The 18,197-nt window shown below is 35.1% G+C and carries 16 protein-coding genes; 6 read left to right on the top strand and 10 right to left on the bottom strand.

The features are described 5' to 3' along the window. Positions 1-258: 258 nt before the first annotated feature. Together DMB68_RS13275 and DMB68_RS13270 are read left to right on the top strand one after the other, a co-directional pair. Positions 259-735, top strand: a complete 477-nt coding sequence (locus DMB68_RS13275) for a CAP domain-containing protein (protein WP_110347165.1) — start codon at positions 259-261, stop codon at positions 733-735. Between the two features lie 261 nt (positions 736-996). Next, positions 997-1,755 (top strand): GH12 family glycosyl hydrolase domain-containing protein, encoded by a 759-nt coding sequence (locus tag DMB68_RS13270; protein ID WP_110347164.1) that lies wholly within the window; start codon positions 997-999, stop codon positions 1,753-1,755. Positions 1,756-1,859: 104 nt separating this feature from the next. Here DMB68_RS13270 and DMB68_RS13265 read toward each other — a convergent pair whose 3' ends face one another. The 5 genes from DMB68_RS13265 to DMB68_RS13245 all read right to left on the bottom strand — a co-directional run bounded on the left by DMB68_RS13265 (position 1,860) and on the right by DMB68_RS13245 (position 7,736). Beyond that, the gene (locus DMB68_RS13265; RefSeq protein WP_110347163.1) at positions 1,860-2,519 is read right to left on the bottom strand and encodes a CoA transferase subunit B; all 660 of its coding nucleotides are present in this window, start codon (positions 2,517-2,519) and stop codon (positions 1,860-1,862) included. A 170-nt stretch (positions 2,520-2,689) separates the two neighbouring features. Next, positions 2,690-3,391 (bottom strand): CoA transferase subunit A, encoded by a 702-nt coding sequence (locus DMB68_RS13260; RefSeq protein ID WP_110347162.1) that lies wholly within the window; start codon positions 3,389-3,391, stop codon positions 2,690-2,692. Between the two features lie 168 nt (positions 3,392-3,559). Continuing rightward, positions 3,560-5,869 (bottom strand): penicillin-binding protein 1A, encoded by a 2,310-nt coding sequence (locus DMB68_RS13255; RefSeq protein ID WP_110347161.1) that lies wholly within the window; start codon positions 5,867-5,869, stop codon positions 3,560-3,562. A 9-nt stretch (positions 5,870-5,878) separates the two neighbouring features. Next, complete coding sequence (locus DMB68_RS13250) at positions 5,879-6,358, bottom strand: gliding motility lipoprotein GldH (RefSeq protein WP_110347160.1); 480 nt, start codon at positions 6,356-6,358, stop codon at positions 5,879-5,881. Next, a complete protein-coding gene (locus DMB68_RS13245) occupies positions 6,342-7,736 on the bottom strand; it encodes a PSP1 domain-containing protein (RefSeq protein WP_110347159.1) in 1,395 nt (464 codons plus the stop codon). The genes DMB68_RS13250 and DMB68_RS13245 overlap by 17 nt, the downstream gene beginning before the upstream one ends. A 360-nt stretch (positions 7,737-8,096) precedes the next feature. Between DMB68_RS13245 and DMB68_RS13240 the strand changes: the two genes are divergently transcribed. From DMB68_RS13240 to DMB68_RS13225, 4 genes are read left to right on the top strand one after another with little or no spacing between them, the layout of a single operon-like run. After that, positions 8,097-9,278 carry an ankyrin repeat domain-containing protein gene (locus DMB68_RS13240; RefSeq protein WP_110347158.1) on the top strand — a complete coding sequence of 394 codons (1,182 nt, stop codon included), beginning with the start codon at positions 8,097-8,099 and terminating at the stop codon, positions 9,276-9,278. A gap of 17 nt (positions 9,279-9,295) precedes the next feature. Continuing rightward, positions 9,296-10,639: an ankyrin repeat domain-containing protein gene (locus DMB68_RS13235; RefSeq protein WP_110347157.1), complete on the top strand. Its 1,344-nt coding sequence runs from the start codon at positions 9,296-9,298 to the stop codon at positions 10,637-10,639. An 18-nt stretch (positions 10,640-10,657) separates the two neighbouring features. After that, positions 10,658-11,200 carry a hypothetical protein gene (locus DMB68_RS13230; protein ID WP_110347156.1) on the top strand — a complete coding sequence of 181 codons (543 nt, stop codon included), beginning with the start codon at positions 10,658-10,660 and terminating at the stop codon, positions 11,198-11,200. Between the two features lie 46 nt (positions 11,201-11,246). Further along, positions 11,247-11,999 (top strand): hypothetical protein, encoded by a 753-nt coding sequence (locus tag DMB68_RS13225; protein ID WP_110347155.1) that lies wholly within the window; start codon positions 11,247-11,249, stop codon positions 11,997-11,999. Positions 12,000-12,059: 60 nt separating this feature from the next. On the opposite strand, the gene trhO is transcribed toward DMB68_RS13225, so the two are convergent. The 5 genes from trhO to DMB68_RS13200 all read right to left on the bottom strand — a co-directional run bounded on the left by trhO (position 12,060) and on the right by DMB68_RS13200 (position 18,171). Continuing rightward, on the bottom strand, positions 12,060-13,418 hold the full coding sequence (gene trhO, locus DMB68_RS13220) for an oxygen-dependent tRNA uridine(34) hydroxylase TrhO (protein WP_110347154.1): 1,359 nt from the start codon (positions 13,416-13,418) through the stop codon (positions 12,060-12,062). 191 nt (positions 13,419-13,609) lie between these two features. After that, positions 13,610-14,020, bottom strand: a complete 411-nt coding sequence (locus DMB68_RS13215; protein ID WP_057115385.1) for a BrxA/BrxB family bacilliredoxin — start codon at positions 14,018-14,020, stop codon at positions 13,610-13,612. Between the two features lie 267 nt (positions 14,021-14,287). Further along, on the bottom strand, positions 14,288-15,448 hold the full coding sequence (locus DMB68_RS13210; RefSeq protein WP_110347153.1) for a lycopene cyclase family protein: 1,161 nt from the start codon (positions 15,446-15,448) through the stop codon (positions 14,288-14,290). A gap of 18 nt (positions 15,449-15,466) precedes the next feature. Beyond that, a complete protein-coding gene (locus DMB68_RS13205) occupies positions 15,467-15,931 on the bottom strand; it encodes a thioredoxin family protein (RefSeq protein WP_110347152.1) in 465 nt (154 codons plus the stop codon). Positions 15,932-15,966: 35 nt separating this feature from the next. After that, complete coding sequence (locus tag DMB68_RS13200; protein ID WP_110347151.1) at positions 15,967-18,171, bottom strand: TonB-dependent receptor; 2,205 nt, start codon at positions 18,169-18,171, stop codon at positions 15,967-15,969. Between the last annotated feature and the right edge of the window lie 26 nt (positions 18,172-18,197).

Raw genomic sequence — 18,197 nt, 5'->3', positions numbered from 1 at the left:
AATTACTAAATTGCTACGGCAATGAGTCAACTAACTTTTTTAATATAAAAACCGCCTGATTGGGCGGTTTTGTATTTTTATAACGGGTCATTTTGAAACCTTTTAGAAACTAAATTATAAAATAATTTTATTTCTGTATGAATACTATTTTTTACGCTTTTTGAGTATTTAAAATATTTCTTTTTAGGAAACAACTTATTATGTAATTTAATCCGTTCTTAAAAAGCTAATTGTCAACCTTAATTAATCATTCTTTCCATGTTTAAAAAATATCCTCTTTGTATAATTTTGGCAGTATTATTTCTCTCTTGTGAGAAGGAAGATTCTGTTCCTGTTGAGGATACGGATATGACAAGTCTAATTCTAATTGAAATTAATAAATTAAGAGTAACTGGCTGTACATGTGGAGATGAAAACTTGCCCTCTGTACCGCCATTGGTAAGTAATTCCATTTTAACTCAAACCGCAATTAACTACGCTCATGATATGTATGACCGAAATTACTTTTCGCATATTTCTCCTGAAGGAACAAGTCCAATACAAAGAGCATCAATATTAGGTTATCCGGGCACTTATGTTGGTGAAGTGATTGCACGCAATTATAAAACCCCTGAAGAAGTTGTAACGGGCTGGAAAAAAAGCACTGAACATTGTAAAGCCATTATGAGCAGTACTTATACTGAAATGGGTGCCGGAAAATCTGGTACTATTTGGGTAACCAATTTAGGAAAGTAAAACCAGGATTTTTTTGTGAATTTACTCTTTTAAAGTAACCCAAACTAATAAAACGATTTTTACAAATTATTAAATTCTCAAAAACTTCTTCTTTATTATGGTCATTTTTACCATAAGAAGGTTTATTCTTTGAATTAAAATTCGGTATTCTTTATTTTTTATAAAAAAAGTTGAAAAGTTAATTATTTTTAAGCTAAAAAAACCATAACTATCAAATTATCAATAAATTAGCTTAACTATTATTAACCTATTTAATTTTTTATGAAAAAGACTTTTTTTTTTGCAATGCTATGCATTGCCTTCATCAGTTGTGAAGCAACTGACGACAGCAATGATCAAGAAGTAAAAGCTTCCTGGTCATCATCAGATCAATGGGCTAATTGGTCCAATGGCGGATATACTGTTTATAATAATATTTGGGGCTCTGGAGCCGGAAGCCAGTCTATTTGGGCAAACAGTTACAGCCAATGGGGAGTTTGGGCTAACCACCCTAATACCGGTGGAATAAAATCGTACCCAAATTCTACAAAATACATTGGTAAAGTTCTTAGTTCAATCACGACCCTTACTACTAAATTTAGTGCTACTACACCGAGCGGCGGTGCATGGGAATCTGCTTATGATATCTGGGATAGTAATAATGCTAATGAAATCATGCTGTGGATGAATTACACGGGAGGTGCCGATGGATCAGGTAATGTTAAACCAATTTCCTATACCTATTCGGCAGCAGGTAATGCAGTTCCCGCTTATACCAATCAAAGTATTGGCGGCCACAACTGGAATGTTTTTAGAGGAAATAATGGGGCAAATAATGTATATTCATTTTTACGCACCACAAAAACCAATAATGCCACTATCGATATAAAAGCAATTTTGAACTGGATAAAGAGTAAAGGATGGATTGGGAATGTTACAGTAGGAAATGTTCAATTTGGATTTGAAATTACTTCTTCCTATGGTACGAACGGAAACGGATTAAATTATACTTGCAATAGTTACTCTGTTACTAGTAACTAAAATATTATTTAGAAAACAGATTCAATCTAAAAATTGAATCTGTTTTTATTTGAAGAATATTAAAAAAGCAATAATTGCTCTGAGAAGACAAACGAATTATTTTTTTAATTAATTGACATCTCTGGAATTTCCCCTTCAATAATCAAATCAGCTTCGGTTGAAGCGATGATATGCTCAACAGAAATGCCTGGCGCGCGTTCTAAGAGCTTAAAACCTTTTTCTGTTACTTCGAGAACCGCAAGCTCAGTTACAACCTTTTTAACGCAGCCTACACCCGTTAATGGTAACGTACATTTTTTTAGGATTTTAGATTCTCCTGCTTTGTTAACGTGCATCATGGCAACGATGATATTTTCGGCGGAAGCCACCAAATCCATTGCACCTCCCATTCCTTTTACCATTTTGCCCGGGATTTTCCAGTTGGCAATATCACCGTTCTCAGAAACCTCCATCGCACCAAGGATTGTCAAATCGACTTTCTGGCTGCGGATCATTCCGAAACTAAAAGCCGAATCAAAGAAACTCGCCCCCGGAAGCGTTGTAATGGTTTGCTTTCCTGCATTGATAATATCGGCATCTTCTTCTCCGGCAAAAGGAAAAGGTCCCATTCCTAAAACTCCGTTTTCACTTTGGAATTCTACAGAAATATCATCTCTTACGTAATTAGCAACTAAAGTCGGAATCCCAATTCCAAGATTGACAAAATAACGGTCTTTTACTTCTTTTGCAATTCGCTTTGCTATATCTTCTTTACTAAGTCCCATAAATTTTAATGTGTCAATTTGTTAATGTGCCAATCAGATAATACGCTATAGAATCTAAATTAATTATCTAATTGTCGCATTATCTCAATTAAATTTAATGTGTCAATTTGATAATTAGATAATATTAAAACACACGAAAGAATTATCTAATTGACAAATTATCTCATTATCTAATTCTTCTGTCTTACAGTTCGTTGCTCAATTCTCTTCTCAAACTTTTCTCCCTGAAAAATACGCTGTACCATAATTCCCGGAATATGAATCTGATTGGGATCTAAAGTCCCAACCGGAACTAATTCTTCAACTTCTGCAATTGTGATTTTTGCTGCACCCGCCATACAGGCGTTGAAGTTTCTGGCAGTTCCTTTGAATATCAGATTTCCGGCTTCATCACCTTTCCATGCTTTTACAATCGCAAAATCGGCTTTGAAAGCCTCTTCCATAATATGCATTTTACCATTGAATTCACGGACTTCTTTTCCTTCTGCTACTTCAGTTCCGTAGCCTGCAGGAGTGAAGAATGCAGGAATTCCGGCCTGAGCGGCACGACAACGTTCTGCCAGAGTTCCTTGCGGAGTGAGTTCAACTTCTAACTCTCCAGATAACATCTGACGCTCGAACTCAGCATTTTCTCCAACATAGGAGGAAATCATCTTTTTGATTTGTTTTTTCTGAAGAAGCAATCCCAAACCAAAATCATCAACACCTGCATTATTTGAAATACAGGTTAAATCTGAAATTTGGGTTTTTACTAAGGCTGCAATCGTATTTTCAGGAATTCCACACAGACCAAATCCGCCAAACATGATGGTCATTCCGGATTCAATACCTGTTATGGCTTCCTGAACATTGTTTACTTTTTTTGTAATCATAACAAACTGTCTTTATCACTGGGTAATTTTGATAAAAATAAGATTTTTAGATTAAATTATAACGATTTCGTAAAAAAATAAAACGTCATATCAAAAAAAAATATCCTTTTGTATTCATCTAAATAAAGATGGCAACAAAAGGATATTTATCTTTTAAAAAAGCTAAAACTATAGTTCGAACTCTTCTGTATTTTGTTCTGTCTGGGTAGTATCTTTTACAACAGCAGCTGGTCTTGTGTAACAATCCACTTTGATAGAAAGATTAGCCGGACGCTCAAACTCTGCTTTTGAAACCTGAAGTCCCGGATCAGCATAACATTTTTTCATAAAGTAGGCCCAAACAGGCAATGCAGCGGTAGCTCCCTGTCCATAGGTCAAACTTTTGAAACGTGCTGAACGGTCCTCGCAACCTACCCAAACTCCGGTTACTAAATTTGGAACCATACCCATAAACCAACCGTCTGACTGATTTTGCGTAGTTCCCGTTTTACCGGCAATAGGATTCGTAAACATATATGGATAACCTGTCCAGCGGTTGTCACCACTCCCTCCGCCTTGCGTACGCAAACGTGCTCCCGAACCGGTTTCTGTAACACCCTGAAGCAACTTGATTACTGCAAAAGCAATATCTTTATTTAAAACGTCGTGCGATTCCGGAATTGGTTCATAAATAACCTCACCACTTTTATTCTCAATACGGCTTAAAAACTGCGGCTTTACATACACTCCCTGATTGGCAAATGTGCTGTAGGCAGCCACCATATCTTCCACAGTAATATCAACAGCTCCCAATGCGATTGAAGGCTGTACCGGAATTTCAGTTTTAACACCTAATTTTCGTGTTAGTTCTACAACAGCTTCAGGACTGGTTCTGTCTATTAATTTTGCAGAAACGGTATTGATGGAACCGGCTAACGCTTGTTTTAAAGTTACCATCCCGCGGTAAGTATGGTTTGAGTTTTTTGGTTCCCAGTCCTCTGTTACGTGATGACGCCCTTTGTGAATCATAAACGGTCCGTCTAAAATGGAATCACAAGGAGACATATTCAATTGTTCAATAGCTGTTGCATAAACAAAAGGTTTGAAAGTAGATCCTACTTGTCTTGCTCCCTGCCCTACGTGATCGTATTGAAAATATTTATAATTGATTCCGCCAACCCACGCTTTAATTGCACCTGTTTGCGGTTCCATTGCCATTAACCCGGATTGTAAAAAGTGTTTGTAATAGCGAATAGAATCCATTGGCGTCATAGTCGTGTCACGCTCTCCTTTCCAGGTAAAGATTCTCATTTTTGTTTTAACTTTGAATGAAGCTATAATATCATCTTCACTTTTGTCCATTTCTTTCATCTGGGCCCAACGAACAGAATTCTTCATCGCCTGCATCATGATTCTCTCAGTTTCGGCTTGGGTAATACTGACAAAAGGTGCATTTTTATTGGTTTTCATCTCAATAAAAAACTGCTGTTGCAAATTTTTCATGTGTTCAGAAACTGCTTCTTCTGCATAAGCCTGCATTCTTGAATCGATAGTCGTATATATTTTTAGACCGTCTTTGTAAATATCATAATCTGATCCGTCCGGTTTTTTGTTATCTGCCATCCATTTTTTCATGTAATCACGAAGGTATTCCCTAAAATAAGTTGCTGTTCCTTCACGGTGACTCTCTAATTTAAACTTTAAAGAAATTGGTAATCCCTGCAGTCTTGTTTTTTCAGAATCTGTAATCATTTTTGCTTTTTCCATTTGCGAAAGCACTACATTTCGACGATTTTTAACACCCTCAGGATTCCGAACAGGATTGTATAATCCTGAGTTTTTGAACATTCCTACCAATATTGCCGACTCATCTACTGTTAAATCTTTTGGATCTTTGGAGAAATAGGTTTGTGCCGCTGAGCTAACTCCAACCGAATAATTTCCGAAATCATAAACGTTGCAGTACATTGCCAGGATTTCGTTTTTGGTATATTGTCTTTCCAGACGAATAGCAATAATCCATTCTTTTATCTTTTGTACAATTCTGAAAGGAAGGAATTTGGAACCTTCTCCATGAAATAATTGTTTTGCCAATTGCTGTGTCAGGGTACTCGCACCTCCATTAGTTCCTAAAGTAAAAATAGCCCTTAAAGTTCCACGTCCGTCAATTCCTGAATGCTCGTAAAAACGGGCATCTTCAGTAGCAACTAAAGCTTCTACCAGGTTTTTTGGCAAATCAGAATATTTAAGCTGTGATCTGTTGGTTTTAAAATACTTACCAATTACTACTCCATCTGAAGAAATAATTTCGGTAGCCAGATTGGAATCCGGATTTTCCAGATCTTCAAAAGAAGGCATTGAACCAAAAAGCCCCCAGGAAGCAAATAAAAAGAAAGCTAAAAGACCTAATAAACCGTATGCAAAAATTCGCCAGAATTTTTTTTGATAGTATTTAATATCTTTTACTGTATTTGATTGATTGTTTTTTTTAGCAGCCATAACTATTGTCTAATCTTTTTTTTCTATTCTAAAACCTACGTCTGTGATACCTTCTAACTCCTGAACTCCGGGAATTTTTCCTGATTGCCTTACAGCTTGCTTGATGTGAACTTTGTATTTACCTCTAAACTTCACATTTTCTTTCAAGTACAGTTTACTTTCTTTAATATCGGAAAAGCCATTACCTAAAAGCGTCCCGTCCGGATTTGCCATTTGATATTCAAGTGTGTCTACTTTTGTAAATCCGTTTGGCATTTCTATAGCTACAATTAAAAATAAATTATTGAACGGATAATTGTTGTTATCTCTCAAATTTACAAATAAATTGTATCGTTTTGTGGAGTCTAAAACTGGCAAATCGAAGGTTACAATACTGTCTTTGTGCCAGGCACTTCCAACAGATTTGTACTCATCAAATACTCTTTTTTTATCACATGAAAAAAGAAGTATAGCTGCCAAAAGAAGAATTCCGCTATTTTTTATTCTCATTTTTAGTAATAATTATAGGTTTTCTAGGTTCAGCTGGTTTATTATCATTCGATTTGGGCTTATTCGAATGATTTGGTTTTTTATTATTATTCGGTTTGTTCTGGTTATTTTGATTGTTCGGATTAGCTTGTTTGTTCTGCTGATTTTGATTTCCTCCGGAAGGTTTATTATTTCCTGATGGTTTTGGATTATTATTGTGGTTTTTATCCTGCTGCGGCTTTGTTTGAGTCACAACACCTGCAGTTTCAGCATTTTTGCGTTTTCTGTTTGGTTTTTTCTTCTTTTTAGGCTGATCAAAACGTGTTAAACTTTCCTGACCCATTGCATTATTGAAGTCTTTTTCAGGTTCTGCAATTACTTCGATAGCAAAATCTTCCAGTGAAGAAACTTTATTTTTCTGTTTATTTTCGGCAATAATTTCTTTTACCTGATCGATTTTCAAAACGTGCCAGTTTGCAAAATTATTCGTGTAAGCAAACCACATTAATCCTTTAAAAATATCCTGTTTTTGACAGATTGCATCTCCTTTTTCGGTCACTAATTTAGTATCGTAATCCGGGAAGTCTTTCAATGCATCCATATACGTGTCTAATTCATAATTTAGACAGCATTTCAATTTTCCGCATTGTCCTGCTAATTTTTGAGGGTTTAGCGAAAGCTGTTGGTAACGCGCTGCTGAAGTATTTACACTTCTAAAATCAGTTAACCAGGTAGAACAGCAAAGTTCACGGCCACAAGAACCGATTCCTCCTAAACGGGCTGCTTCCTGACGGAAACCAACTTGTTTCATTTCGACTCTTGTACTGAATTCTTTAGCAAAATCTTTAATCAGCATTCTAAAATCGACACGATCGTTTGCAGTGTAATAAAACGTCGCTTTTGATCCATCACCCTGAAATTCAATATCCGAAATTTTCATTTCCAGCTTATGCTGAATCGCCAATTCACGGGCACGAACTTTCATTGGTTCCTCACGATCTCTAGCTACTGACCAGATATCGATATCTTTTTGAGATGCTTTTCTGTAAATTTTGGGAACTTCATTGCTTTCAGGATTTACTCCTTTTTTCTTCATTTGAATTTTTACCAATTCGCCTGTCAAAGTAACAATTCCGATATCATGTCCGGGTGAAGCAACAGTAGCTACAATATCACCGATACTTAAAGTTAATTTTTCTGAATTTCTAAAGAATTCCTTGCGGCCGTTCTTAAAACGAACCTCAACACAATCAAAAATTGCTTCTCCATTTGACGGGCTCATGTTCGAAAGCCAGTCAAAAACCGTTAATTTATTGCAGCTGTCGGTGCCGCAAGTCCCATTATTTTTACAACCCTTTGGTGCGCCGCCATCTGAGGTTGAACAACTTGTACATGCCATAATTCTATATGTAGTGTTGCAAAAGTGCAACTTAAGTTCATAAACGTTTGATCGGTAAAGATAGTATTTTTTTTAGTTTGCATTTTATCGATTAAAACTAATGGTTTGTTAAATAAAATATGACTCTTTATTACATCTATTTTTCATAATTCTGCTTTCAGATTTTCTTCGAGCTTAATGATATTTTTGCTCAAAAATTGTATTCCGCTTGTTTTGTTGGTTAAAATGTGATTTTAAATTTTTATCCTGAAATATATTTCTGAATTTTATGTTTTATCTTACAGCATCGTTTTCGAAATCCATAATTACAAACGAAACCTGAATTAAAAATCTTAAACTTCCACTTTTAAATATATTCAAATGCAAACACAAAACCAGATTGAAAATTTCCTTTTTCAGGGAAAATTTGACGAGGCCAGAGAATGTCTAAATAACGGAGAAAATTTTAATGAACAATATCTTAAAAACAATTTTTCTCAAATCGCAGCCAAAATAATTGAAGCCAAAGAAATTGATTTCATAGAAGAATTAATAAATGCCCGTATTATCGAAACTGATATTTACGAGTTGGACAGTTTTGACAAATCCATTTTTGCTCCTTTGAGTCTTTATCTGAAAGATGACGAAGAATCGATTTCTTTTTTCAAAGAATTGATGTCAAAAGCAGATAATATTAATGACGAAATCAGCGATCAGACTTTGCTGGGATATTTCCTTGAAAAAGGTATTTCTCCAAAAATTATTAAAGTTTTAATTGATGATTTCGGTACAAATACGCAATATAAAAACAATGCCGGCGAAAATTTAATTTTCAAAACACTAAATACTTATGGTTTAGATGCAGAGAAAGTAAAAGAATACATCAAATTGCTTCTGGAAAATGGAGTTGACATTAACGAAAAAAACATTGTTGGCACTACTCCACTTATATCGGCGGTTAAAAGAAACAAAAAAGAATTGATTCCGTTCTTACTCGAAAATGGTGCAGATCCAAACGAAACAGACAACCAGGACAACACTGCTTTTTATTACGCTGTTGCGGAGCAGTTTTCTTATGATATGTACGATTCTTTAGCCTCAATTTCTTCACCTGATTTTAATGTTGTGAACAGAGACGGACGAACGTTATTGACTAATTTTATCAGTTCTGTTTCTGGTTCGGAAAGTGATATCCGGTTTTTAGAAAGATTATTGTCTGATGGCGCTGATGTAAACTTTTGTGCACAATATTACGGACAGCCTAAATCTGGAATTGATTTTATTGTAGAAAAGAAATCGGATATCCTGAAATCGGTTTTAGGTAATGTTTCTTTAGACATCAATGAACAAGACAATCATGGAAATACCATTTTGCATAAAGTATGTGCTTACAACGTTAACTATGATGCAGAAATGGCGAAAGAAACCTATCGAAAAGTAAAATTACTACTGGAACAAGGAGCAGATATTTCGATTACTAACGATAAAGATGAAACTGCCTTAATGCTTGCTTCCGGAGATAATCTGAAAATTAAAACGGTAGAACTTTTGATGAAACAATAAACTTAAAATCCTCATACATGTCAATGTCATTTATAATTGCCTGCGAAAACGGAAACAGAAAAATAGCCGAATTGCTGCTTCAGAATAAAGAAGTGGATGTAAAATATACAGACGAAAAAGGAAGAACCGCAATTCATTATGCCGCTCACAGAGGGTATCTGGATATTGTAAAAATCCTGACCGAAGACGGTGCCGATATTAATTACGAAGATCATCAGGGAGAAACGCCTCTGTATTTTGCCTGCCTTCAAAAACAAAAGCAAACAGCTTTGTATCTTTTGGAAAATGGTGCCGAAATTACCAAAAACGATAAATACGGGAACAGCCTTTTACATTTAGCAGTCCAGACAGCTCAAATTGAAATTGCAATAAAGTTGCTAGAAGCCGGAGTTGACGTCAATTTACTGAATAACAATGGAGAAACACCATTGTTATTAGCATCAGCAAAATTAAATCGTGAAATAATTCTGTTGCTTTTAGAAAAAGGAGCTGATATTAATGTGACAGATAAACAAGGAAATACCCCTTTGATTTACGCTTGTTATACCAAATCAATTCCGATGGTGACCTTGCTTTTGGATAATGGTGCAGCTATTAATCACATAAATCATTCGGGAGAAAATGCACTTTTAATCGCCTGCTACGAAACCAACCGAATGTTGGCTAAATTATTAGTCGAAAGAGGTGCAGATGTTTTAACTTCAAACAATAATGGATACTCACCAATTTGGTACGCCTGCGCGAATAATCAAAAGGAGATTGTGTCCTTGTTTTTAGATAACGGAGTTGATGTTAATTACAGCAAACCTGTCGCTCAGGATACTTCTTCTATGAACGACTACTTGGATTGGATTGTTAGTGCGACTAATATTTCGAACGACTCTAGTTTTACACTAAACAGTTCTTATACTTATGGCGGAGAAAGTCTGCTGCATGTTGCCACCAAAAAAGGCAATTTAAGCATGGTAAAATTACTGGTTGAAGCCGGAGCCAACATCAATATTCAGGACGAGTCCGGAAATACGCCTTTGCATTACAGCGCAGCCAACGGAAAAAAAGATGTGGTAAAATATTTATTGGAAAACAAAGCCGATGCTTCAATTGTAAACGTAAAAGAACAAAAAGCAATTGACTATTCGAACGTGAAAGGTTTCAATGAAATTACCGAATTGATTCTGAAATATGCGCCTTCCGGAACGGTTGTAACACCAATTCAGAAAGAAGAACCGCAAAAAACAGATTCAGGAAATGCTATGGAAGGCAAAAAAAAAGCATTACTGGATTTAAAAGAACTTTTAGATGCCGGAATTCTGACTTCGGAAGAATTTGAAAGCGAGAAAAGCAAAATATTAAAAGGATAAATAATAACAGAATTAAAAATGAAAAAAATATTAAATACTACCATCCTATTTTTAGTAGTAATTACAGGAAGTTTGGTTTCTACTTCCTGCAGCAATTTTTCACCCGAGAAGACTTTTGATATTGCCGTTCTAAATTCGAATTTGTTATCCCGATTTGGCGGTAAGGAAATCAGCAATAAGCTGGAATCTGAAGCTCTGGTTTATGACGAAAGCCAAAAAAAGATGATTCCGTCTTCTTATCAGGATGCTTTTAAATACAACATATCAAATTTAGAAATTCAATTAAAAAAAATTAATGATATAACGGAAGATGATGACAATAAAGAAATGCTTCAGGCATCTAAAAACTTATTTTCTTATGTAATTGCAAAACAAAAGGAAGGTTATTTGCCAATTGCTAAAATGAAGGACGAAAAAGCATCACCTGAAGAAATTCAAAAAGCAATAGCCGATTTTGATGCCTCAACTCAAACTGAAGCTGATGTCAGGTTTACCAAATTAATGAATGCTGGAAAAGCGTATGCTGAAAAGCATCATATTGATGCTAAATTTGGGATTTAAGAATTATCAGAATACTACCCTCATCTTATATAAAAATTGCCTGATTATGATCAAGAAATATTGCTTAGTTATTATAACAATTCTGCTACTTTATGTATTAAACAGCTGTAAAGATTCTAAAACAAGTAAAAAATCACAGGAAGCAGAAGTTGTCGATTTAAAAGAAATTCCCGAAGTCGAAGAACCTGCCATCGAAATCAAAAAGAATCTTGCTGATTTTATCCCTAAAAATCATATGCCTTTTGACACCATTTACGGCGATCTAAATAAAGACGGATTAGAAGATTGTGTATTAATTATAAAAGGCACAGATAAAAGTAAATTTATTACCCATGAATATCGAGGTAAATTAGATCGAAATCGCAGAGGAATTATCGTTCTTTTAAATAAAAAAAGCGGCTATGAATTAGCGGTTAAAAATTATAATTGCTTCTCCTCTGAAAACGAAGATGGCGGTGTTTATTATGCCCCGGAACTCGACTTTCAAATCGATAAAAACAAACTATTTATTAATTACAGTCACGGCCGATATGGATATTGGTCTTATACATTTAGACTTCAAAATAATGATTTAGAGTTGATTGGTTACGATGGAAGCAGTAACCGGGGACCAATTGTTCTCACAGAAACAAGTATCAATTTCCTAACACACAAAAAAATCGTAAACCAAAACATCAATGAAAACACTTATGATGATGATGAAATTTTTGAGAAAAAAGAAACTAAAATCAGTAGAACAAAATTGATTAAGTTATCTGAAATTGAAGACTTTGATGAACTTGATTTTTCCAGCGAATAAAATAAAAAACCTATTCTGTTAAATACAAAATAGGTTTCCTGAATTAGTTTTAAAATAAATTTATCCTAAAATCTTATATATTTTATCAGACAATCTAATTCTGAATGGCACTTCAAAAGTGACCTTATCACCAATTTTAGCTATTTGAGTTTCAGTTCCGTCAACAATGAATTTTTCTAAAATCATTTCCTGTTCTCCAGTTGTTGGTCCGGAAATTAAGATTTTATCACCGCTGTTCAATTCATTATTTTCAACAGTAAATTGTCCAACTTGCGCTTTTACATAATAATGTTCTGCTTTTCCTAACAATACTTTTTTGATTTTTACCTTTTGACGAATGTCAAGTGCTTTTTCAGCAGCACCTAAGGCTACATTTGGCAGTTCTCCTGAATGTTTGAATTTTAAATTATCCGATTTTCCTTTTCTGAAAACTTTATTTCCAACCTGTTTTCCGGCTCTCAGTCTTACCTGATCTACCAAAGGCATGTTTACAACTTCAAGACATTCTGCAGAACAGCAGTTTTGCATCGCCGATTTACATTCATCACACTGAATGAACAATAAATGACATCCGTCATTCTCACAATTGGTGTGGTTATCGCAAGGTTTTCCGCATTGGTGGCATTGCGAAATGATATCTTCTGTAATTCTTTCACCCAGACGATTATCAAATACAAAGTTTTTACCAATGAATTTGCTTTCCAAACCTTCCTCTTTAAGCTGTTTGGCGTAATTAATGATTCCGCCTTCTAACTGGTAAACGTTTTTAAATCCCTGATGCTTAAAATATGCACTGGCTTTTTCGCAGCGAATTCCACCGGTACAATACATTACCAGATTTTTATCTTCTTTATGATTCTGAAGCTGTTCGTTGATAATTGGCAGACTTTCCCTGAAAGTTTCTACATCGGGAGTAATGGCGCCTTTGAAATGTCCCACTTCACTTTCGTAGTGGTTTCTAAAATCGACTACAATCGTATTTGGATCATCAAGAATTTCATTAAATTCCTTTGCTTTCAGGTGGACACCAATATTGGTAACATCAAAAGTTTCGTCGTTTAAACCGTCGGCCACAATTTTATCACGGACTTTAATCGTCAGTTTTAAAAACGAATGGTCATCGTGTTCTACAGCTTCATTCAAACGTATGCCTTTCGTGAAATCGTAAATCTCAAGAGTTGCTCTAAAAGCTTCTAAATTTTCTTCAGGAATACTCATTTGGGCGTTTATTCCTTCTGTGGCAACGTAAATTCGGCCTAAAGCATCGAGCTTATTCCAGGCTACAAATAAATCATCGCGAAATTTTTTGGGATCTTGAATTTTGGCATACGCATAGAAAGACAACGTGAGTCGTTGTTTACCGGCATCATCAATCATGATGGCTCTTTCTTCTGCGCTTAAGGTGTTGTACAGTTGCATGCTATAAACAGTTTAAGTTGAGAATATTTTTTGAAGCCGCAAAGTTAGGAAAAAAGGTTCTAAGTGGCAAAGCTTCTAAAGTTCTAAGTTTTTTCACTTTTATCCATAAAAAAAGCACCCGAAGGTGCTTTACAAAATCTTTGTCGCTTTGTTACTTTGGACCTCTGTCCCTAAACTTAGAAGCTTAAGAATTAGCAAAACTCGTTAAAAGCATCCTGTAAATTCTCAGCAATTAGTTCAGCCGGACGGCCTTCGATGTGGTGACGCTCTAACATGTGAACCAATTCTCCGTTTTTGAATAAAGCCATACTTGGCGAAGATGGAGGAAAAGGAAACATGTGTTGTCTTGCAGCATCAACTGCTTCTTTGTCAACACCAGCAAAAACTGTAATTAAGTGATCTGGTTTTTTAGCGCCTTCTAAACTCATTTTTGCTCCCGGACGTGCATTTCTTGCTGCACAACCGCAAACAGAATTCACAACGACTAATGTGGTACCTTCAGCTTTGATGGCATTATCAACAGCTTCCGCACTATGTAAATCTTGAAAACCAGCAGCTGTTAATTCAGCCTCCATTGGTTTTACCATTTCTTGTGGATACATATTTTTTATTTTTAAATTTTACTTTTGAACTGCAAAGTTACAAAGTTTCCCCGCAACTAGTTAATTTGAAGTATAAAGTTTTGTTATAGTTCGATTGATGGAAGTTGAATGTTTGAAAGTCATAAAGCCGAAAGTCTAAATTACATCCTGATATATCTTCAATAGTCCTTATGTATTTTTGGCTCGCAGATTTTACAGATTTTACAGATTTTTTATCTAATGTAACAGTAGAATCTGCTTAATCTGTAGAATCTGCGTGAGAAATTTTCACTTAGCAATCACTCTAAACAAAGCTTTGATAAACGGTACTTTAGGACATTTCAAAATCACTTTAAGATCTTCAAACAAACTCGTTTCTTCATCTAAAAACTTAAAAATTAAAGCGGGATTTCCTTTTTTGAATAAAGAGGAAAAGATTGAACTTCCTAATTCATTGTGGCGGTAGAGTATGTCCAAAAGCAATAAATCGTAAAACCAAAATTTGCTTTTTTTATGAAAGAAAGACATTTTTGGGTCTTTATTTTGAAGATAGGTAACTAATTTTGACGACTTTTTATCTGAATTTTTAAAGGTATATCCGGTACTCGCCTTTGTCCATCCGCCGGCAGTTCCGATGTTGAGGACACGTTTTGTATTTCTTTTCCAAAAAGGGAAACTGGTCATTGGGATACTTCCCTGCTCTTTTTCCAGAATTTTGTATTGACTTACGCCGAGTTTCTTCAGATAAATTTCAATCTCTTTTTCGTATTCTTCTTTTGAAAGCAAATTTTCTGAAAATAAAGTATATTCAACCAAAGCTTCGGTTTTGGAAATTGGCAAAACATACATAAATCTGGTATTTCCTTTTTGCTCTACCGAAAAATCCATGAAAATCACTTTTTCAGGAGTAAAGATTTCGTTTTCTGATTTTACAAACCAGCCTATAAAATGCTGTTTCAAAACTGGATATTTCGTTTGACTTTCAGCAAAAGCCTTTGTATAAATACTGTTGAATAAATAACTGCAGGTAAAACGGCTCTCTTCTGTTCCGACAAAAACGTGTGTTTCGAGTTCATTGATATCGGTAACTTTTTCGTTTAGAAAAGTAATGTTAGAGTGTTTGGAAATTTCATTCAAAACAAAATTGTAAAAATCTAATCCCCGAATTTGATTGTATTGATAGGGTTTTAAGTCTAGATTACGCCTGAAATCTTCATTAGCGAATGATGCCGAATTCCATTTTTTAGAAATAACTGAATCCCATAAAGTTTGATTTTCAGACCAAAAACACCAGGTTCTGTCATTTGTTTTTTTTGAATTTTCATCCAGTAGCAAAACTGATTTGTCTGTGAATTTTCCGGATTGAATCATTTTGTAAACAGTCATCAAGGCAGATAAACCTGCTCCGGTAAAAATATAATCGAAGTGTTTGATTTGAGAGGAATCCATTTTCAAAAATAAGAAAATTTATTCTTTCAATTTTTCCAAAAGCAATTTAAAATCTTGTGGTTTCAGGTAGCTGCTATATTGAAAAATGATTTCGTATTTCTCATTTAGAACACACAAAACCGGATAAACAATTTGATTGTTCATCGTTCCTAATTGTAAAGCCAATTCATGAACACCAACATTATTTCCTGTTGGCCGGTATTTAAAAGTCTGATTATTAAATCTTACAGCATCTTTTCCTTCTGCATTAAAGTCAACAAAGTAAAAATCCGAATTTAGTTTTTGAATAATTTCCTGATTTTTGAAAACCGTACTTTTCATCCTTTGGCAAAACTGGCACCAATTTGTATGAATAAAAACGATTATTTTTCGCTTTTGGATTTGTTGTAAGCTATCAATTGCTTCAAAAGAATGACTTTTCAACTGACAAAATCCGGCTGAAGTAATGCTGAAGAAAAGAATGAATAGAAATAGCTTTTTCATGTTTTTTATTGCCACAGATTCAAAAAATGCAAAATTTACCTAAATGTATAGCGCAATCCCCAAAAACCACGAATAGTCTGATTCTGGCCATACACATAAGTGGTATCAAAAGGCAGTCCATCAGAATTTTTATCAAAAGGATCTTCTGCTCCTGAAATCAAAAACGGATTATTTTGCATTGGCGTAAAATTAAGCAGGTTCTTGATTCCGCCGTAAATCTCAAAATTCTTCCATCCCGAATACGTAAACTGAATATTCTGAATGCTATACCACGGCGATTCAGGGCTTCTTGGATCGGTTTCACTCAACAAAGGCAGTTTCATTGGACTGTACAAATTTCCGGTATAGTCTAAAGACAGATTCCACGGTTGAATTTTATAGGAAACACTCCAGGTTCCGGTGAAATTCTCAGTTAGAAAAGGTCTTTGCGAAATACCGCCTTCCACATTTTTGTTATCCAGAAACGTTGCCCCAACAATAAATTTTAAACCGGAAGGAAAATTCAAATCAATATTGGTGCTGATTCCCTGGCTTAAAGCATAACCATCAATATTATCATAAATGATTTTATCGGGATCTGTTTCGTAATCTGAAATGATTTTATTGCTAAAACGGGTATAAAAAGCTGTTGTTTCGATTCCCATAAAAGTTCCGTTACCAAAGTTTATCTTCTGAATATAATTTAAATTCACATTTACAGATTGTTCCGGATTCAAATTATTTGCTATTACAACATCTCTGGAGCCTGTAAGCGCAGCATGATCTTCAGTAAAAAGATTAACAACCCGAAATCCGGTTCCGGCATTCAGTCTGAAAATTGTATTTTCATTTGCTTTAAACCGGTAAGCAAATCTTGGTGTAAAAATAGAACCATGAATAGAATTGTAATCATAACGCATTCCTAGTAAAATCTGACTTTTAGGAGAAAAGGTAATTTCGTCCTGAACAAAAATTCCCGGCAACCACGTGCTTTCAGCTTCTTTTGTTGCCGTTGTATTGTCATCATAATAAGTATATCGACTTGCGATCCCGGCAAGAAGGTCATTTCGACCGATTTTTTTATCCCAGGTCAATTGTAAAAAACCAATTTTCTGATTGGCGATATACGAAGTTGTTCCGTAACGGCTGTCCTGATAATGCACATTTCCAGAGAACGAAAGCATCAGTTTTTCTTCAAACGGCAATTGATAACTTCCTATTAATTCACCTCTTTTGGTGTAAATGCTTTCGCCGTAAATTTCATCGCCTCCACGGAATTGCTTTTCCCAGCGAACATCTCCGCCCCAGCGATCCTCGTACATTCCACGAACCGCAACCGTAAACAATCGATTATTATTTCGCTGAAAACTCCATTTATTAAAAAGCGAAATCCTCTCTGAAAGTGTCACATCTGTAAAATTATCCTTGTCTTTGTCGATTACCTGATCATAGTTGAAATAATTTAAACCTACGATTGATGTGGCTCTTTTGCCAACATTAAATTTAGTTCCCAAATCAAGATTGCTTTCAAAATAAGAAGTTGCAAAATAATCGGCTGAAAAAACCGGAGCACTGGTTGGGTTTTTGGTAATGATATTGATCAGGCCACCAACCGCTTCACTTCCGTACAAAGACGAAGCTGGACCTTTTACAATCTCGATTCTTTCGACCAACGAATTCGGTATTCCGCTTAACCCATAAACTGTAGATAAGCTGCTGACAATCGGCATTCCGTCTATCATGACCAAAGTATACGGACCTTCGAGCCCGTTAATGTGAATATCACCTGTATTGCAAACCCCGCAATTCAGCTGTGGACGAACGCCGTTTATGTTTTGAAGTGCCTCATAAATACTTGGAGTTGGATTTTTCTTGAAGAAAACCGGTGAATAAACCTCAACCGGAACTGCACTTTCCAGTCTTTTTACCGGTTTTAAAGTCCCGGAAACTACCACTTCATTCAGTTCATTTTTATCTACTTTTAATTCAAAATCAAGAGTTAAATTTTGTCCTTCAACAATAGAAAACTTTTGGGTTACTGGTTTGAATCCAGTCGAGGTTACCTGAATTCTATAGTTACCCTGAGTTAGATTTTCTATTTTATAATTACCTAAACTGTCTGTTTGCGCTTTAAAATCAGTATTTATCAATCTGATATTAATTTCCGCTGTAGGATCATCAGAAGAGACTTTTCCGGATATGGTTTGTGAAAAGGTGACTTTTGCCGAAATTATAAATAATATCGAAAATAAATATTTCATTGTTATAAAATTAAATTTAGACAAAT

The organism is Flavobacterium hydrophilum (genome assembly GCF_003202405.1).
Taxonomy (GTDB): domain Bacteria; phylum Bacteroidota; class Bacteroidia; order Flavobacteriales; family Flavobacteriaceae; genus Flavobacterium; species Flavobacterium hydrophilum.
The sequence above is the reverse complement of the archived record's forward strand: the minus strand, read 5'-3'. Positions and strand labels throughout refer to the sequence as shown.

Bases quoted from the DNA above. Each gene is read 5' to 3' on its own strand.
- DMB68_RS13275 (WP_110347165.1), top strand. From the start codon at position 259: ATGTTTAAAAAATATCCTCTTTGTATAATTTTGGCAGTATTATTTCTC.
- DMB68_RS13270 (WP_110347164.1), top strand. From the start codon at position 997: ATGAAAAAGACTTTTTTTTTTGCAATGCTATGCATTGCCTTCATCAGT.
- DMB68_RS13265 (WP_110347163.1), bottom strand. From the start codon at position 2,519: ATGGGACTTAGTAAAGAAGATATAGCAAAGCGAATTGCAAAAGAAGTA.
- DMB68_RS13260 (WP_110347162.1), bottom strand. From the start codon at position 3,391: ATGATTACAAAAAAAGTAAACAATGTTCAGGAAGCCATAACAGGTATT.
- DMB68_RS13255 (WP_110347161.1), bottom strand. From the start codon at position 5,869: ATGGCTGCTAAAAAAAACAATCAATCAAATACAGTAAAAGATATTAAA.
- DMB68_RS13250 (WP_110347160.1), bottom strand. From the start codon at position 6,358: ATGAGAATAAAAAATAGCGGAATTCTTCTTTTGGCAGCTATACTTCTT.
- DMB68_RS13245 (WP_110347159.1), bottom strand. From the start codon at position 7,736: ATGGCATGTACAAGTTGTTCAACCTCAGATGGCGGCGCACCAAAGGGT.
- DMB68_RS13240 (WP_110347158.1), top strand. From the start codon at position 8,097: ATGCAAACACAAAACCAGATTGAAAATTTCCTTTTTCAGGGAAAATTT.
- DMB68_RS13235 (WP_110347157.1), top strand. From the start codon at position 9,296: ATGTCAATGTCATTTATAATTGCCTGCGAAAACGGAAACAGAAAAATA.
- DMB68_RS13230 (WP_110347156.1), top strand. From the start codon at position 10,658: ATGAAAAAAATATTAAATACTACCATCCTATTTTTAGTAGTAATTACA.
- DMB68_RS13225 (WP_110347155.1), top strand. From the start codon at position 11,247: ATGATCAAGAAATATTGCTTAGTTATTATAACAATTCTGCTACTTTAT.
- trhO (WP_110347154.1), bottom strand. From the start codon at position 13,418: ATGCAACTGTACAACACCTTAAGCGCAGAAGAAAGAGCCATCATGATT.
- DMB68_RS13215 (WP_057115385.1), bottom strand. From the start codon at position 14,020: ATGTATCCACAAGAAATGGTAAAACCAATGGAGGCTGAATTAACAGCT.
- DMB68_RS13210 (WP_110347153.1), bottom strand. From the start codon at position 15,448: ATGGATTCCTCTCAAATCAAACACTTCGATTATATTTTTACCGGAGCA.
- DMB68_RS13205 (WP_110347152.1), bottom strand. From the start codon at position 15,931: ATGAAAAAGCTATTTCTATTCATTCTTTTCTTCAGCATTACTTCAGCC.
- DMB68_RS13200 (WP_110347151.1), bottom strand. From the start codon at position 18,171: ATGAAATATTTATTTTCGATATTATTTATAATTTCGGCAAAAGTCACC.